The organism is Alphaproteobacteria bacterium GM7ARS4 (assembly GCA_014332745.1).
GTDB lineage: Bacteria > Pseudomonadota > Alphaproteobacteria > GM7ARS4 > GM7ARS4 > GM7ARS4.
In genome coordinates this window covers 106775-121966 of sequence record JACONL010000003.1, presented here as the reverse complement: position 1 = coordinate 121966, position 15192 = coordinate 106775, and the positions used below count along the sequence as shown (strand labels likewise).

General features: G+C 51.5%; 14 protein-coding genes, 2 tRNA genes and 1 pseudogene (1 of these 17 running past the window's edge). 10 read left to right on the top strand and 7 right to left on the bottom strand.

The window, feature by feature from the left end; all coding sequences use genetic code 11:
• Positions 1 to 2: 2 nt before the first annotated feature.
• The 4 genes from GDA54_04115 (at position 3) to GDA54_04100 (ending at position 4683) form a co-directional block, all read left to right on the top strand.
• A complete protein-coding gene (locus GDA54_04115) occupies positions 3 to 1736 on the top strand; it encodes an arginine--tRNA ligase (GenBank protein ID MBC6497486.1) in 1734 nt (577 codons plus the stop codon).
• Between the two features lie 17 nt (positions 1737 to 1753).
• Complete coding sequence (locus tag GDA54_04110) at positions 1754 to 2944, top strand: SPOR domain-containing protein (protein MBC6497485.1); 1191 nt, start codon at positions 1754 to 1756, stop codon at positions 2942 to 2944.
• A gap of 45 nt (positions 2945 to 2989) precedes the next feature.
• The gene (nagZ, locus tag GDA54_04105; GenBank protein MBC6497484.1) at positions 2990 to 3991 is read left to right on the top strand and encodes a beta-N-acetylhexosaminidase; all 1002 of its coding nucleotides are present in this window, start codon (positions 2990 to 2992) and stop codon (positions 3989 to 3991) included.
• A gap of 131 nt (positions 3992 to 4122) precedes the next feature.
• A complete protein-coding gene (locus GDA54_04100; protein ID MBC6497483.1) occupies positions 4123 to 4683 on the top strand; it encodes an outer membrane beta-barrel protein in 561 nt (186 codons plus the stop codon).
• Positions 4684 to 4714: 31 nt separating this feature from the next.
• Here GDA54_04100 and GDA54_04095 read toward each other — a convergent pair whose 3' ends face one another.
• Positions 4715 to 4894 (bottom strand): hypothetical protein, encoded by a 180-nt coding sequence (locus tag GDA54_04095; protein ID MBC6497482.1) that lies wholly within the window; start codon positions 4892 to 4894, stop codon positions 4715 to 4717.
• A 115-nt stretch (positions 4895 to 5009) separates the two neighbouring features.
• On the opposite strand from GDA54_04095, the gene GDA54_04090 reads away from it, so the two are divergent.
• From GDA54_04090 to GDA54_04075, 4 genes are all read left to right on the top strand, one after another.
• Positions 5010 to 5666 (top strand): outer membrane beta-barrel protein, encoded by a 657-nt coding sequence (locus GDA54_04090; GenBank protein MBC6497481.1) that lies wholly within the window; start codon positions 5010 to 5012, stop codon positions 5664 to 5666.
• Between the two features lie 70 nt (positions 5667 to 5736).
• Positions 5737 to 5807 (top strand) — tRNA-Cys (locus GDA54_04085).
• Between the two features lie 70 nt (positions 5808 to 5877).
• A tRNA-Asn gene (locus tag GDA54_04080) sits at positions 5878 to 5953 on the top strand.
• Between the two features lie 54 nt (positions 5954 to 6007).
• On the top strand, positions 6008 to 6865 hold the full coding sequence (locus GDA54_04075; protein MBC6497480.1) for a site-specific DNA-methyltransferase: 858 nt from the start codon (positions 6008 to 6010) through the stop codon (positions 6863 to 6865).
• Positions 6866 to 6962: 97 nt separating this feature from the next.
• Here the strand turns inward: GDA54_04075 and egtD are convergent, their stop codons facing one another.
• The 3 genes from egtD to GDA54_04060 form a co-directional block, all read right to left on the bottom strand.
• On the bottom strand, positions 6963 to 7910 hold the full coding sequence (gene egtD, locus GDA54_04070; GenBank protein MBC6497479.1) for an L-histidine N(alpha)-methyltransferase: 948 nt from the start codon (positions 7908 to 7910) through the stop codon (positions 6963 to 6965).
• A 20-nt stretch (positions 7911 to 7930) separates the two neighbouring features.
• A complete protein-coding gene (locus tag GDA54_04065) occupies positions 7931 to 9292 on the bottom strand; it encodes an ergothioneine biosynthesis protein EgtB (GenBank protein ID MBC6497478.1) in 1362 nt (453 codons plus the stop codon).
• A gap of 107 nt (positions 9293 to 9399) precedes the next feature.
• Positions 9400 to 10149, bottom strand: a complete 750-nt coding sequence (locus tag GDA54_04060) for a hypothetical protein (protein MBC6497477.1) — start codon at positions 10147 to 10149, stop codon at positions 9400 to 9402.
• A gap of 2 nt (positions 10150 to 10151) precedes the next feature.
• On the opposite strand from GDA54_04060, the gene GDA54_04055 reads away from it, so the two are divergent.
• Both GDA54_04055 and GDA54_04050 read left to right on the top strand, forming a co-directional pair.
• Positions 10152 to 11213: an ATP-grasp domain-containing protein gene (locus tag GDA54_04055; GenBank protein MBC6497476.1), complete on the top strand. Its 1062-nt coding sequence runs from the start codon at positions 10152 to 10154 to the stop codon at positions 11211 to 11213.
• Positions 11182 to 12483, top strand: coding sequence for a hypothetical protein (locus GDA54_04050; GenBank protein MBC6497475.1), 1302 nt, complete (start codon positions 11182 to 11184; stop codon positions 12481 to 12483). The genes GDA54_04055 and GDA54_04050 overlap by 32 nt, the downstream gene beginning before the upstream one ends.
• A gap of 713 nt (positions 12484 to 13196) precedes the next feature.
• Here the strand turns inward: GDA54_04050 and GDA54_04045 are convergent.
• The 3 genes and pseudogenes from GDA54_04045 to GDA54_04035 form a co-directional block, all read right to left on the bottom strand.
• Positions 13197 to 13757: a DUF447 family protein gene (locus tag GDA54_04045; protein ID MBC6497474.1), complete on the bottom strand. Its 561-nt coding sequence runs from the start codon at positions 13755 to 13757 to the stop codon at positions 13197 to 13199.
• Between the two features lies 1 nt (position 13758).
• Positions 13759 to 15126 carry a dihydropteroate synthase gene (locus tag GDA54_04040; protein MBC6497473.1) on the bottom strand — a complete coding sequence of 456 codons (1368 nt, stop codon included), beginning with the start codon at positions 15124 to 15126 and terminating at the stop codon, positions 13759 to 13761.
• Positions 15123 to 15192 (bottom strand): annotated as a pseudogene (locus GDA54_04035) (flavoprotein) (it continues 449 nt past the right edge of the window). Before GDA54_04035 ends, GDA54_04040 begins: the two are co-directional and overlap by 4 nt.

Sequence of the window (15192 nt, the reverse complement as noted above, 5' to 3'; positions counted from 1 at the left end):
TTATGCGTGACGCCTATCAGCAGCTTCAAACCATGCTCCATGATGCCCTCCCCAATGGGCAGGGGAAAGACACCATATCCACCGACAGCATCGCCATGGAATTGGCAAAACATCAAGATTTTGGCGATGTCTCGACCAATATCGCCCTACGTCTCACGAAAGCCTACGCCATGACAGCACTGGAGCTCGCCCATAAGATAAAAACAACCTTAGACAAACACCCGTCCATCAAACATGTCGATGTCGCTGGCCCTGGATTCCTCAATATCACATGCGAGGAGCATTTCTGGCACCAACAGCTTGCGGCCATCATCTCAGCTGGCAAGGAATGGATACGGAGTGATATAGGAAAAGGAGAGAAGATTAACATAGAATACGTCTCAGCAAACCCTACAGGCCCTATGCATGTAGGACATGCGCGAGGCGCCGTCTTTGGCGATGTCCTTGCCAATATGCTCACAAAAGCAAACTTTAACGTCACCCGTGAATACTACATGAACGATGCGGGTGTCCAAATTGCTCATCTCACCGACTCTGTCTGGTGGTACTATCAAAAAGAATGCGGTGTCACGCCGCCAAAACCATCAGACTTTTATGAAGGCGACCATCTACGGCATGTCGCCCTCTCCTTGATAAAACGCCACGATACACAGCTGCTCCATATGAAGGACGCCACACGGAAACAGCACATCGAAACCCATGTCATCGATGCCATGACGACATTGATTCGCCAAGACCTCGCATGCCTCAACATACGCCATGATGTGTTCTTCTCAGAGAAATCCCTCCACCAAAACGGAGAGATAGAAAAAACCCTCCATATCCTCCATAAGAAAAAATTGCTCTATCACGGCACACTTCCCCCGCCAAAAGGCATGAAAAAAGAAGATTGGACAGAACGTCCTATTTACTTGTTTCGCGCGCAACAATTCGGTGATAGTAGCGACCGCCCCCTACAAAAAGACGATGGCACATGGACATACTTCGCTGCTGACATCGCCTACCATCACACCAAGTGGCAACGAGGCTATCACGCCATGATCAACATTTGGGGGGCTGACCATGCTGGCTATGTCCAACGCCTGCAAGGCGCTCTCCATGCCATGAGCGATGGTCAAGGAAAACTCGATGTCATGTTGATGGCGATGGTGCGGCTGATGAAAGACGGACAAGCCGTAAAACTCTCGAAAAGGTTGGGGCATATCGTCACACTACGCACACTCGTCGAACAAACAAGTCGCAATGCCGTGCGTTTCCTCATGCTCACCAGACGCCATGATGCCCCCCTTGTCTTCGACTTACACACCGCCATTCTCGAAAATCGAGACAATCCCCTCTTCTACGTCCAATACGCCCACGCCCGATGCTGTTCTATCTTGCGTCAGGCGACACATGCCCCTGACATCCCCTCACAGGAGACCGCCCATCCCTTTCCTTCTCTCACGTCACCCCACGAGATCGCCTTGATTAAGATTCTGGCCTTTTGGCCCGAGCACTGTCGCGATGCCGTGCGTATGCGTGAGCCACACCGCATTCCATATCTCTTAACACGCACTGCCGAAGCCTTTCACATCCTATGGACTCAAGGGAATCGTGATAAAACCATGCGATTCCTCGACGCGGGGGACAAAAAACGACAAAAAGAACGCCTTTCACTAGTCAAAGCGACACAAATCATGCTAAAAGAAGGGTTAGAGACCCTGGGTATTTGTGCTTTGGACGAATTGCGCGACTAACACAGAGAGAGAGCACCATGGCTGAAGACAAGACACAAGGCACGCAACAGCCTCAAGGCCAAGGAAGACAAAAAGAAGAGCTGTCGCCTCTCGACGCATTACGCCATTCTATGGATGCGTCTTCGAACAAAAAGCCACCACAGCAAAGCCCTAGACCACAGCCTCCTCCGCCCCATGAAGAGGACCAAGACGATACGAACACAGAATTCATAGAAGAGGATGGCGAGCTCCACGAGGACAATCCATCCTTCAGGGACAAGCTAGATACCCTACTGAGCGGATACCCGCCAGCCTTCTACATCGTCAGTGGCCTCGCTGTGTTGGGGTTTTTCCTCTTCATTATGACATTCTCTTACCGCATGGGCGTGCAATCAGGCATGGAACAAAATGCCCAAGTGCCTCTTATCACGTCGGACGGCTCAACGGTGCGCATCACCCCCATCGTCCAGCCCGACCAGCCCCCTATCCCTCATCAAGACAAAGAAATTTATCGCATCACCGAAGATAAGCCCACAGACAACACAAGCACAGAAACCGCCAACACGAATACACCAACGCCAACGATAGAGGAAAAAACAACAGCGCCTCAAAAGACACAAGCAAACACAGAGTCAACCACCGCCAGTGATACCGCACAAGCTCTCGCAACGCCAGAACGCAAAAAAAATGAAGAAGTGCGCGACAATATCGAACGTATCGCCCAAGAAATCGCCCAATTTAAAGCGGAACAGGATAAAGACAAAAAGACAGACGCGACAACACCGATAAAATCTGCTGAAGAAGGGAAAAAAGAACTCCTCGCGGCCTTGACAGTCAAAGCAAAGAGCAAACCTTCTCCATCACGCCAACCAGCAAACGCCAACACCGCCAAGCCGACTCTCTCGCCACCGCCAGAAAAAAGCATAAGGGACGTGGTCAGCCTCAATGTCGAGCATAGTAAAACACATCGTATCCAACTTGGCTCTTATCGACAGAAAATACAAACGAACAATGCATGGCTTCGACTCCTCTATGACCATAGCGCCCTCCTTGCCGCCTACACACCCTATGTGGAAGAAGCAAATCTCGGCGCAAAAGGCATCTTCTACCGACTACAAGTAGGACCATTCCCAAGCCATGCTGATGCTCAAAAAATCTGTCGCCAAATGAAGCAATTAGGTGAGCATTGCCTCGCCATCCAGCCTAACACGACATCGGCACAACAGTAGCCACACGACCAAGCCAGTCGTGTCTCATAGCGGTGCGCCTACATCATGACATCCCTGCCCGTTATCTTTGGACTCAAAGGATTGTCCCTCGATTCTTTCGAAGAAACGTTCTTCCGCCAATATCAACCACAAGGATTTATCCTGTTCGACCGCAATTGTCGCGATGCGCAACAAATAACCCAGTTAGTGGAGAGTGTGCGCGCCATCTGCCACCACAAACCCTTTATCCTCATAGACCAAGAAGGAGGGAAGGTGCAACGCCTCCCATCACCCCCTTTCCCATCCTTTCCCGCTGCCAACATGTTTGGTCTCAAAGCAGAAACACAGCTCGATGATGCCATAGCCCTCTGTGCCAAGAATGCCACGCACATAGGGAAAACCCTCCATCGCATGGGAATCAATGTCAATTGCGCACCCGTCCTCGACCTTCCCCAACAAGATGCCCACCCTATCATTGGAAGTCGCGCCTTCTCTCATAGAGCGGACGTGACGACGTCACTGGGACGACACTTCATCGATGCATTGCAGAAACAGAACGTCCACGCCGTCATCAAACATATTCCCGGCCATGGACGAGCAAAAGAAGATAGCCACCTATCCCTCCCCATCGTCGATACCCATAAGAAAACGCTTATGGAAAGCGACTTCCTACCTTTTCAAGCCCTCGCGCGCCCTCTGAACGCCCAACAACAGCCACCCCCCCAACAACCACCCCCATGGGCTATGACAGCCCATGTCACCTACACGGATATCGATGCGCGCCATCCCGCCACGCTCTCACCCATTGTCATCCAAGATATTATTCGAGACATGATGGCATTTGACGGAGTCCTCATCACCGACGACATCGCGATGCATGCTCTATCATATCTCTCTCCCATCGAAAGAGCGCGCTCTGCCCTCAATGCGGGATGTGATCTCGTTCTTCACTGCCCGTGCCACCGAGACACGATGCGACAATTGGCGGAAAATCTTCCCCCTTTAAGGGAGGACAGCGCCCGCCGTATCACGCTTGCCCATACCCTTGATGACGTGTCTAAAAAATGATAGGCCACAGCATTATTTTTCAGCAAAAACTTGCATAGGCAAAAATTATATTTTATTATGCCAAAGGGGTAAGACGTATCCCATATGACACAACAGGGTACCATAGGACTTTTCAGCAATAGGAGAAAATCATGAAAAGAATTCAGTGCTATGCGTTTATTGTTCTCACGGCCTTTACCCTCTCCTGTTTTTCAGGGCAGGCTCGCGCGGAGAGCAGTGGACAATTTTATATGCTAGGTGGGTGGAAATTTTCCTCAGAAGACACGAAGCCTAATAGTGGCTCCATCCATGTCGGTGCGAATATCGACTATATCCTTCCCCCGAAGACAAGGACAAACCTCTTCGTGGGGCTCGAGGGAGAGGCGGGACATTTGTTCGATTCTGCCACTGTGAACGGGTATGAGACGGATTTTGGCCTCGACTACGCCTTTTTCTTACGCGCTGGCGTCAAAACGCAAGGCAATCCCCTCACAATTTACGCAAAGGCGGGTTACGGACAGACCCATATCAAGCGTACATCGGCTACAGAACGTATCAGCCAGTTTGATGGCGGGTTACGTGGTGGCGGAGGTGCTGAATATAGGGTACCAAACTTCCATCTCTCGTTGCGCGCGGATTATACCTATATCTTCTACAATGAAAGGGAAGGGAAAACCCATCTCTTCCGAGTAGGTGTCTCTTTCCCCTTCTAACAGGACATAGACAGCGTTCGTGACAGCTCGTTCAGCCCTTGTGCGAGGATGGATGTGGGTGGCGTGCTGTGGCGCGTAGCCTCTCTATCAGCGGGTGGGCGGTTGCTCTGTTGGTACGTCTTCTGGGCAGGGAATTGCTCCCCGCAAGAGCTGTCCGTAGGGACGTGGGCGGTAACACGAGAGGTGGCAGGGGGTGCTTCTTTGTGAACATGCTGGGAAGGAGTCCTTACCTTTTGTGAGGAGTGCGCGGAGCAGCGCTGGCGATGATGTCTTACGAAAACGTCTTACTAACAATGCACAAGGCTCAACAGACCATGAAAACAAGTGTGTTCTCGTATTCCCTTCTCGGTATCGTTTTGTGGACGGCTCTTCTCGTCCCTTCCTATGCATGGGGGAATCTCGAGAGATATGTCTTCCTCTTGGGAGGGTGGCAGACGGCGTCCTTTGACCTCGTAGAGGAAGACACCGCCATCGCTCCAGACCCCAGTGCCGATGGAGGCTCTGTCCATCTCGGGCTGGGTTTTAATGTGGCGTCCTCTCCCAAAAGCAAGCCTGGTAACAGGGCGCTGATGGGGTTGGAGCTGGAAGGCGGTTATGTCTTCTCAGATGAAAAGGTGGGGCGTGTGGTGAGTCGTGGCGGAGACGATGTCGCACAAACGACGCGCTACCGCTATGGCTATGATGCTGCTGTGATGGGAAGAGCTGGCGCTGAATTGGGGCCTCTCATGATATACGCAAAAGGAGGATATGGCTGGGTGCAGCTAGAAAATACTGGACGCCTTGGTGGAAAAGACGATGCTCTCATCCATGGACCTCGTTTTGGTGGCGGTATCGAATTCGACCTTGCGGGCACAGCACTCTTCATGCGTGTCGATTATAGCTATGTGTCTTTTGACAAGGGTGGCCGTTTCGCAACGACACAAGCCGTCATAGATAGCGGGAAAGCGCATATGATACGTGTGGGTGTGACACAGCCTTTCTAGGCTGACACAGGTGGGTCATGCTCCCTTATCTGGTTGTTCTTTTTTTTCCACATGGTGTGGGCGGGTTTGGGGCGCGATGGCAGAGTGGTTATGCAGCGGACTGCAAATCCGTGGACGCCGGTTCGATTCCGACTCGCGCCTCTTTTTGCCAACAAAGCCCTTGCCCCTCCCCTCTTTTTTGCTACATTGCCTGTGGGGTGATGTTCTTTCTTCCGGTGTAGCTCAGTTGGTAGAGCAGGCGGCTGTTAACCGCCGGGTCGCAGGTTCGAGTCCTGCCGCCGGAGCCACCCGCCTATACACCCCTCATGTCCATGCATGGTCCAATGGAACAGAGAACACGCATTGCCACACATCACAGACTGATCCTCGGCAGTTGCACCAGCATGCAAGAGATACAAACAGAGAGCGTCCATCTCGTTGTCACATCGCCCCCCTACTTCAATGCGCCCTTCGACTATAAAGGATATTTTGGCAGCTACGACCAATATCTTGACATACTCGAAAAATGTGCTTGTGAGCTCTATCGAGTCCTACAGGGTGGCCGAATCATTGTCCTCAATATAGATGACATGCTTGTGGATGGACAGAAATTTCCTATCGTGGCTGACGCGACAAAAATATGCCAAAAAGCGGGATTTCGATATAGGGATAGAATCATATGGAAAAAACCTGATGGGTATCTGAGAATTAGCCGCCGCAGTGGCGTCATCCTACAGAATCCATACCCCATGTATTTTTACCCAGACAATCTCTTGGAAAGCATCCTCATATTCCAAAAGGGAACATTCAACTATAAATCTATCGACAAAAACACCAGAGAAGCCTCTAAAGTTGATGTCAAGGAACTTCAGGACAACAAATGGTACATGACGCTGTGGGAAATGAATAATGTCATGCCCGGCGCTCCTCTCGAAAAGGATATTGCGGCATTTCCAGAAGAGATTCCTTATCGCGCCATAAAGCTCTTTTCCTACAAGGGCGAAACAGTGCTTGACCCCTTCACAGGGAGTGGAACAACCATGAAGAAAGCGCGCGAACTAGGACGGCATAGTATTAATCTGGAAATCAAAGAGGACCTCGTGCCAATTATCAAGAAGAAAACAGGCTTTGACAATAAGCAAGGCGTTTTCCTGAAAAACAAAGACGATACGCTCGACATCATCACGCGACAACATAGGGACCATGGAACTCTATGCTGACATCAAGGACATGCGATAGACCCCGTGTCTATAAAGTATATGCTCACGTCTTAAGCGAGAAGCGTCGGAGAATGGGTTTGTCCTCGACATGGCATGGTCATAACATGCATGCCGAACGTTCCAAGTAATTAACGCTAAAGAGGGAGGCATCATCCACCCAACTACGTTGCACATGCCAACCCGATTGCAACGCCAAATTCTTGATTTGTGCCATCGTATATTTACGGGATGTCTCGGTGTGAATGCCTTCGTCTTTCTGAAAATGAAAACGATGCTCACCCACAGACACCTCCTGATGACAGAGACTCACGATGAAAATCTCAATAGCGCCTCGCTCTTCGTTCCAGCGCACACGATGTTCGAAATTCTCTATGACGAAGTCGGACGATAACTCACGATTCATACGCTCGAGGAGATTCAAACTGAAGGCCGCCGTCACGCCTTGACTATCATCATAGGCGCGCCGAAGAGTCTCTTGATTCTTCTTTAAATCAATGCCTAAGAGGAAAGAGCCACCCTCACCTAAATAGTGGGACGCCCTGCTCATAAGGTCTTTGCTCTCCTTTTCACCAAGATTGCCAATGGTAGAGCCCGGAAAAAAACCAAGCAACTGCCCGCCAGCAACGGCACTGGGAAGAGAAAAAGGCTTCAAAAAGTCACAATAAACGGGAAGAACCTCCACATGAGGAAAGTCCGCGCGCAGTGATTGTGCCGACTGTTCCAACGCCTCCTGACAGATGTCGATGGGAACATAGGTCACACTGCCTTGAAACGCCTTCAACAACGCCCGTATCTTCACATCAGAACCACTCCCAAACTCGACGATATGGACATGCCCTCCCATAGATCGCGCCACGTGAGGCGCGCATTCCTCCAATAAATTGAGCTCGGTGCGCGTAATGTAATACTCGTCAAGAGAACAAATCTTCTCGAAAAGCGCACTCCCCTTCTCGTCATAAAGATACTTCGATGGGATACGCTTTTGAGGAGAGGAAAGCCCCATGGCGACATCAGTCAAAAACGTTTGTGTTTCGCATTCACACATGAGTCATCATATCATCGTCATCATGGCGCTTCCATATCTCGCGCAAGACGCACACCCGCAAATTGCCAACGCATCGATGGATAAAAGAAATTGCGATAGGTCAAACGCATATGCCCCTCAGGGGTGATGCACGACCCCCCCCGTAACACCATCTGATGCGACATGAATTTCCCATTATATTCCCCCAAAGCACCTTGCTCACGCCGATAGCCAGCATAGGGACGAAACGCACTGGATGTGAACTCCCACGCATCACCAAAAAATTGATGTTTCGCCTTATGGTCGGCAATCTGCGGGTGGAGATGCCCCTTATCAAGAAAAACGCCTGAAAGAGCATACCCACATGCGGCAGCCTCCCACTCCGCCTCCGTCGGAAGACGATAGCCTCGCCAACGCGCATAGGCATCCGCCTCATAAAAACTCACATGAACCACCGGCACATCCTCGTTCAGGGGTATCATACCATACAACGTCATCATATGCCAAGCCGATGACGAACCACGTCCCTCACGCCGCCAATAAAGGGGCGCTTTAATCCCCTTCTGTTGCACCCAACGCCACCCATCATCTAACCACCACTCATGGGTATCATACCCGCCCGCCTCGATGAACGCTATCCACTCGCCATTGGTGATCAGACGAGACCCCAATTGATAAGGCACAAGATAGTGCTGATGGCGCGGCCCCTCATGGTCATAGAAAAAACCATCCCCATGCCATCCTATATCAACAAGACCGCCCTCATAATCATACCACCCATGCTGGGTGGCATCGTTCATCACCATAGGCGCCGCCCTCTTATAGGCGGGACAAAGGGGATTATGGGAAAAAAGGTGTAAAATATCCATAAGCAACAATTCCTGATGCTGTTGCTCGTGATGAAGACCAAGAACGACAATGGGCGACAGACGCTCCCACACCGACTCAGCGCCATCCCCATGGTCGGCAGAGGAAAACAACAACGCCATATGCTCATCCACATACGCACGATACGCATAAACATCCTTGAGGGGAGGACGCGTCGCTAAGCCCCTCTGTGGACGCGCCATACGCTCACCTAAACTATTGTAATAGGAGTTATAAAGGTAAGAAAAATCCTTATGGTAGGGACGATAATTCGACATGAATTTCTTGAGCACCAATTCCTCAAAAAACCATGTCGTGTGAGCAATATGCCATTTAGAAGGGCTCGCATCCGCCATGGACTGCACGACCATATCTTCCTCACTTAAAGGAGACACCAGCGCCATCGTCTGCTCCCGCACATGGCGATAGATATGCCCATGGTCAGCGCCGCCACGAGGCAACGACAAGAGGTGGGTTAAGCCTTTTCGTATTCCTTGTCCCCCCTTGACCTGTTTCGCTCTCACAGCTGTCGACATTGTCTACCCTGTCCTTAACGCATACAAACCGCACCCCCAAACTGCACCCCCCAAACCGCACCCCCAAACCGCACCTTACGTGCCATGACACTAGAGGGATAAGAACCCTAACGCAAGCTTTTGTTCCAATTTTGTAATTGAGACGCGGAAAAGACGCCGCCATACAACGTGGAAGAGAGCAAAACGCCAGCAAAGCCTTGTTCTTGCGCTGTCACAAGATGTTGAAAACACCCCACACCTCCCGCTAAAAAACACCCCTTGAAATGTTGCTCGCTCCCATACCGACGACCGCGCTCCTGTATAGCGCCCCCTCGCTTCATACCCCGCGCACCCCCTCGACCAATGGCGTCTAAGGCCATCACCAACATATAAGAAGACCATAAACCAACCGCCCTCCCTATATACGTGCCACCTAAAAGATAGTCGTTTCGATAATCCAAAGAGAGAACAACGCGCCCCCGCATCAAACGCTTAATCCGTATCCAATCCTCCGTACCGCAAAAACATTCCGTGCATATCACAGGAATGATCTGATGCCCTCGCACAAAACGATAGAAACGCCGAACTTGGCACACGCTACGAAACCCCCCATCCACATAAAATGTCACATCTGGAAACAACCCCTCGAGCATTCTATAAAGATGATAATAAACCCATGCCTCCTTCTTACCCATCAGAGCATCCAAATCCGCAATATAGATATGACGAAAGCCATAGGCATGGTAGAGTCGGTCAACCAAAGGCACGATACGCACTGGAAAAGGCGCACGTAGGAAGGGATAACAGCCCCTTCCCATCCCCGCTGAGGCTCTGACGCCATACCCCCCTCGCATATCGATCACCGCTATTAACTTCATCGATGGTCATCTTCCTCTGTGAGTATATCACCGCCATCGGCACCAGCCCACACCACCCACTCTTTCATGAAGGCTCTCTCATGTTACGGGCTGTTCTCTCCGACCTTATACGGGCCACAGCCATACAACCCCTCGACATTATCCTCTGTTGCCATCGCCACTATGCACAGACCATCACACCACACCACGCCATACGTATCATCCCCATCCCAGCAAACACACAAGACAAAGACGGCTTCCCATCCCCATGGCACACAGCCCTCCAAGAAGCAGACATCGTCATCCCTATTGCCCCCGAACACAAGGACATTTTATACCGATTAACGCATATGGTGGAACAGAACCATATCCCTCTTCTCACATCAGCAAGTAGCGCCATCGCCATCGCCAGCTCTAAAACAAAAACAACGCGACATCTCCTCGCCCACCATATGCACGCCCCCCCTATCATAGACATGCGCACCTCAACGACAAGCCCACACACCCATGATGAAGAGACACGCTATTGCCTGAAACCAGACGACGGCGTGGGATGTCTCGAGAGTTTTATGGCACAGGGATATACACAGCTCAAAACCATGCGCACCGACTACCCATCCCATATCGTCACCCTATGGGTCGAAGGCAAGAGCTATAGCCTCACAACCCTCTGTGCCTATGGCAAGGCGCAACTCATCACATGCAACCGACAGCACATCCACATAGACAAAGAGACACACGCCATCACCTTAGAGAAAATCGATGTGGGAATCCCATGTCACCCACAACAATGGCAACGCTATCAACGCCTCGCAGACAACATTGCCCAATGCATGCCGACACTCTATGGCTTTGTCGGCATCGATATCATCGACCATGACAGACAATGTGTCATAACAGACATCAATCCGCGTATAACGACATCCTATATGGGACTCCGTCATATCGTCCACCATAACCCGTGTGATTGGCTTCTCACCCTCCATCGCACAGGGACGCTCGCATCTTCCTACCCACGTCCCCACAGCACATACACCATCCGCCTCAAAGACCATGCACACCCCCCTTCCCATACCCCATCATGAAGACTTTATCATGGGGTGGGATATAGGAGGCGCCCATCTCAAAAATGCGCTCTATCACAGGAAGAGCGCATCCCTCCATACGCGCCACGTGGCAACACCCCTATGGCAAGGACGCACCATCCTCGAGCGCGCATGCCGTGATGCCATCACATATGCCACCACATGGGCACAGCACGGGGCACGCCACGGGGCACAGCAGACGACACAGCACAGAAGCCATGCGCCTCATGACAGGCCATCCCGCCCTTTATGGCATCACATCGTGACCATGAGTGGTGAAGTTGCCGATATTTTTTCGAACAGACGCGAAGGCGTCATCCATATCATGGAGACACTCTGCGCTCTCATCAAACAAGATGATAACGAACACCATGTCTCTTTTTACAATCAACGTGGGGAAAAAACATCCCTCCACAGCGCCAGCACAGAGCCTTTGGCATACGCATCAAGCAATTGGCGCGCCACAGCGCATTTTGCCGCCATGTATAATCCCCACCCTTGCCTCCTGCTCCTCGATATTGGAAGCACAACAAGCGACATAACGCCCATCCATCACCACACACCGCTCAGCCATGGCCATGACGACTATACACGCCTACGCCATCGTGAGCTCTTCTATAGCGGTGTCATACGCACGCCCCTCATGGCGTGCGCATCCCACATATGTTTCGACTCACAGCCGATGCCCGTCTGTGCCGAACTCTTCGCCACCAGTGGCGATATCTATCTCTACAATGATAGTCTCCCTCTCGCCTATCACCATATGCCCACAGCCGATGGAAGAGGAAAGAGTCGAAAAGAAAGCATCCAACGTATCGCACGCATGATAGGACGCGACAGCACAACATTGTCGCCCACACAACAAGATGCGCTCGTCAAGGCGTTTCAAGCAAAACACCTACAAAAACTCTGCGACGCCTGTCTGTTTGTCATCAAAACGCCCCCCTTTATCACACACCTGCAACGCCACCAGCCGCACGAACTCGCCTTATGGGTCACAGGATGTGGGCATGTCCTCAGTGAGGAAATCGCACAGGGACTCCGCCATGCCCTCTCCATGCCCATACGCCTATGTCGTCTTGCCGATATTGTCCTCTCGTCATACCCTTCCTGCCGTGCCACGCACGCCACCAACGACATTGACGGAAAAGGCGGTATCGATATCTGCGCCCCTGCCGTCGCTCTCGCCCTCCTCACCGCCCATCACAGAGGAGAGGACAGAAGGATAGGGAAAGTAACGCGCAACCCGCCTCAGACGCGCCATCGATAACACCCCCATACGCCCCCCCTCACACAATAACCCCCGAAAGCCTAAATAATCAGGAGAGCTGTCGCCACAAGGCGCAATGTCGGAAAAATGTAAAGACCCCGCTAAAATGCTCACGCCGCCACACGCCCGCACACAATGCGTAATGTCCCTCATCTCGCCACAAGAAAGATAGCGCGGTAACGATAGGCCTGTTTTGTTTGCCGTATCCACCACAAGAGCATAACAGCCATAGGCAAAAGCCTTTGGCACGACACGACGCCATAAGCGCCTAAACCCCCTATCATCAGCAAACAGCACACACGCCCACCGCGCATGCCCATCCACAGCATCTCTCCACACTGAGAAGCAACGATCATAGGACGCTTCATCCCATGCAACATCGTCAGGGGACTCATGAAGACGCATCCCAACCTTCACGACATCAACACCCGTTCTGGCCAAAGAATAAACAAGGGGGAGAGAGGACTCAACAGACGACAGATGATAGTCGCCAGCTGCCACACTCAAGGTCTTGCGCCCTCCCCATGCCCGCCATACAGAGCGACAGAGAGCAACAGAAGGCGCGCCAAGAGCACCCTTCGATGGCTCTTTCATATCGATAATATCGACACCCATAGACGCCACCATGCTGGCCTCCATGCCATTGCGCACACTCGCCAGCCAGCCACAATGGCCATGGTTATGGTGAGACACAAGAGACATGGGACACACGCCTAAGACCTCTGTTCATAATACTCTTGAAGCCACCCCCATGCCTTGTCTTCCTCCTCGCCACCACTACGCTCCACAACATCTTTAAAGAATGCCATCTTGCTGGCAACCTCCGCCCTCTCGAGGAAAGCCAGCCTGCTCAACACAATACATGCCTCAATAATCGCCATGCCCGCCCGATTATACCCATGCCAATCCTCTAAGGCATGTTCTGCAACCTTCTCAAGCATAATGCGCGGGCGTGTCGAATCCTCCTCAATACCGACAACACGGGACTCGAACGCCCTTACAGCATGACACAAGACCCACCCTTTCACATGCGCTGCCTTGCGCATAGAAAAATCACGGCGGTCTGTGAGACATGCCGCAAAAAACACAGGATTGTCGCTCAAATGAATGACAGCTTCCGCCCCCGGCAATAATAAATTGTCGAGACTGCGAGAGGGACGAAAAGGCGCAAGAGCCACACGCTCGCCTCCCCCATAACGTATGCCAAAAGGAGCCGTATGGACACAGCCTTGCGCATTCACCGTCGTCACCAACGTCTCGATAATCTTCACCATCTTACTCTTCCTTCGTCATCTTATGGACAGCGCATCCCCAGAATAAATCTCTGTCTTGAACGTAACGTTTGCCTAACATAGCTGCTTGTTGCGCCTTCGCCAATTCATACCCCATGTAAAACGCATGGTCACCATGGGTGTCTAACCCTAACTGAGGGAACATGGCAAACGGGTCAGAACAATGCACATGGGTTGTGCCATTAAAGACATGGAGCATCCCTTCCTTATCGATAGCAATACGCCATGCTTTGTCGCTCGCGCGTAGTTTCGCCACCATCATGGCAATATCCTTCTTATCATACCATAGGGGTCGACGCTCGTGGAGACTCGTCAGCCTATCGTCAATGTTGTTCGCTAAGATGTGTTTGCTCTGGGCATAATGGAAAATACGACGAGCAACATCTGTCTCGGCAATGACACGCCGACAATGAGGACTGACTTGTACCGTCAACACAGCCCCTATCCGCCATTCTGAGACCATCCCCATAAGAACCATGACAACACCAGCGCTATCACTATCGCATAACTCTGTGACATTTGCTGTCCCCATAAAAATATCAATGGTGGGATAACGCTTTCTTAAAGCGGCATAACGCCCTAATGACTCGGTAAAGCCCATATGGAGCGGGTCTAAAATGGGGTCGGCATAAAAGGGACGCTTCGCACACAAACAGAGATCTATGACGTCATAGAGAGAGTCCATATCTTTGAGGGGATGGGGTATGACAATAGGCGTCATACGAGGATAACGCTCCAACAAGTCCATATTGCCTTTATGCACGCTGAGAAGATAGTCGGCATCAGCGGCGGCGGCGCGCGCTAACTCGCAATCATCGGAAGAATCGACACTGACTTTTATGCCTAAGGCATGCAAGGCGTCGATGCTCTCCTCTAAATGAGGAAATGGCGTGTCGGGAAGACAACCAATATCGATCACATCCGCCCCGTCAGCAATATATGTTTGCGCCTTCTCCGTCAATTGTTGCACCGATAAGAAAGGCGCTTGGGTAATTTCTGAAAAAATGAGACAATCATGGCGCGACAAGTCCTTATCTCGTTCCTGTTCTCCTAGAAATTGGGGCAATTCATATAAATCGTCTGGGCCACGCTCGACTTTTGTCCCAAAATGCTCTTCCAACACCGCCATATCCCCGCGCACACGCCCCGGCACAATGACCCTCGATGCGCCAGCAACACGAGAACGAGAAAGACGGCGAAGAATAATCTTTGGCGTCATAAGGGCTGCCACCTGCACGCCCACATTCTCGACTTGCGGATGAATACGACTCCGCGCCGACATCTCTGAGAGTAATGTCCGCAACGGCACTTCCGCCAAATGCCCTGTGAGAAAAACGATACGCTCTGTCATACATCTGTCCCTAGCTGCTCACAGCGACAGGTGATCGCATGCCCTAATTGCGCCATAGACCACACA

What these genes read in the sequence shown, in the direction of transcription:
- GDA54_04050 (MBC6497475.1), top strand. Translation starts at nt 11,182, where the DNA reads ATGCACACCCCCCTTCCCATACCCCATCATGAAGACTTTATCATGGGG.
- GDA54_04100 (MBC6497483.1), top strand. Translation starts at nt 4,123, where the DNA reads ATGAAAAGAATTCAGTGCTATGCGTTTATTGTTCTCACGGCCTTTACC.
- GDA54_04045 (MBC6497474.1), bottom strand. Translation starts at nt 13,757, where the DNA reads ATGGTGAAGATTATCGAGACGTTGGTGACGACGGTGAATGCGCAAGGC.
- GDA54_04060 (MBC6497477.1), bottom strand. Translation starts at nt 10,149, where the DNA reads ATGAAGTTAATAGCGGTGATCGATATGCGAGGGGGGTATGGCGTCAGA.
- GDA54_04115 (MBC6497486.1), top strand. Translation starts at nt 3, where the DNA reads ATGCGTGACGCCTATCAGCAGCTTCAAACCATGCTCCATGATGCCCTC.
- GDA54_04065 (MBC6497478.1), bottom strand. Translation starts at nt 9,292, where the DNA reads ATGTCGACAGCTGTGAGAGCGAAACAGGTCAAGGGGGGACAAGGAATA.
- GDA54_04095 (MBC6497482.1), bottom strand. Translation starts at nt 4,894, where the DNA reads ATGTTCACAAAGAAGCACCCCCTGCCACCTCTCGTGTTACCGCCCACG.
- nagZ (MBC6497484.1), top strand. Translation starts at nt 2,990, where the DNA reads ATGACATCCCTGCCCGTTATCTTTGGACTCAAAGGATTGTCCCTCGAT.
- egtD (MBC6497479.1), bottom strand. Translation starts at nt 7,910, where the DNA reads ATGTGTGAATGCGAAACACAAACGTTTTTGACTGATGTCGCCATGGGG.
- GDA54_04110 (MBC6497485.1), top strand. Translation starts at nt 1,754, where the DNA reads ATGGCTGAAGACAAGACACAAGGCACGCAACAGCCTCAAGGCCAAGGA.
- GDA54_04055 (MBC6497476.1), top strand. Translation starts at nt 10,152, where the DNA reads ATGGTCATCTTCCTCTGTGAGTATATCACCGCCATCGGCACCAGCCCA.
- GDA54_04040 (MBC6497473.1), bottom strand. Translation starts at nt 15,126, where the DNA reads ATGACAGAGCGTATCGTTTTTCTCACAGGGCATTTGGCGGAAGTGCCG.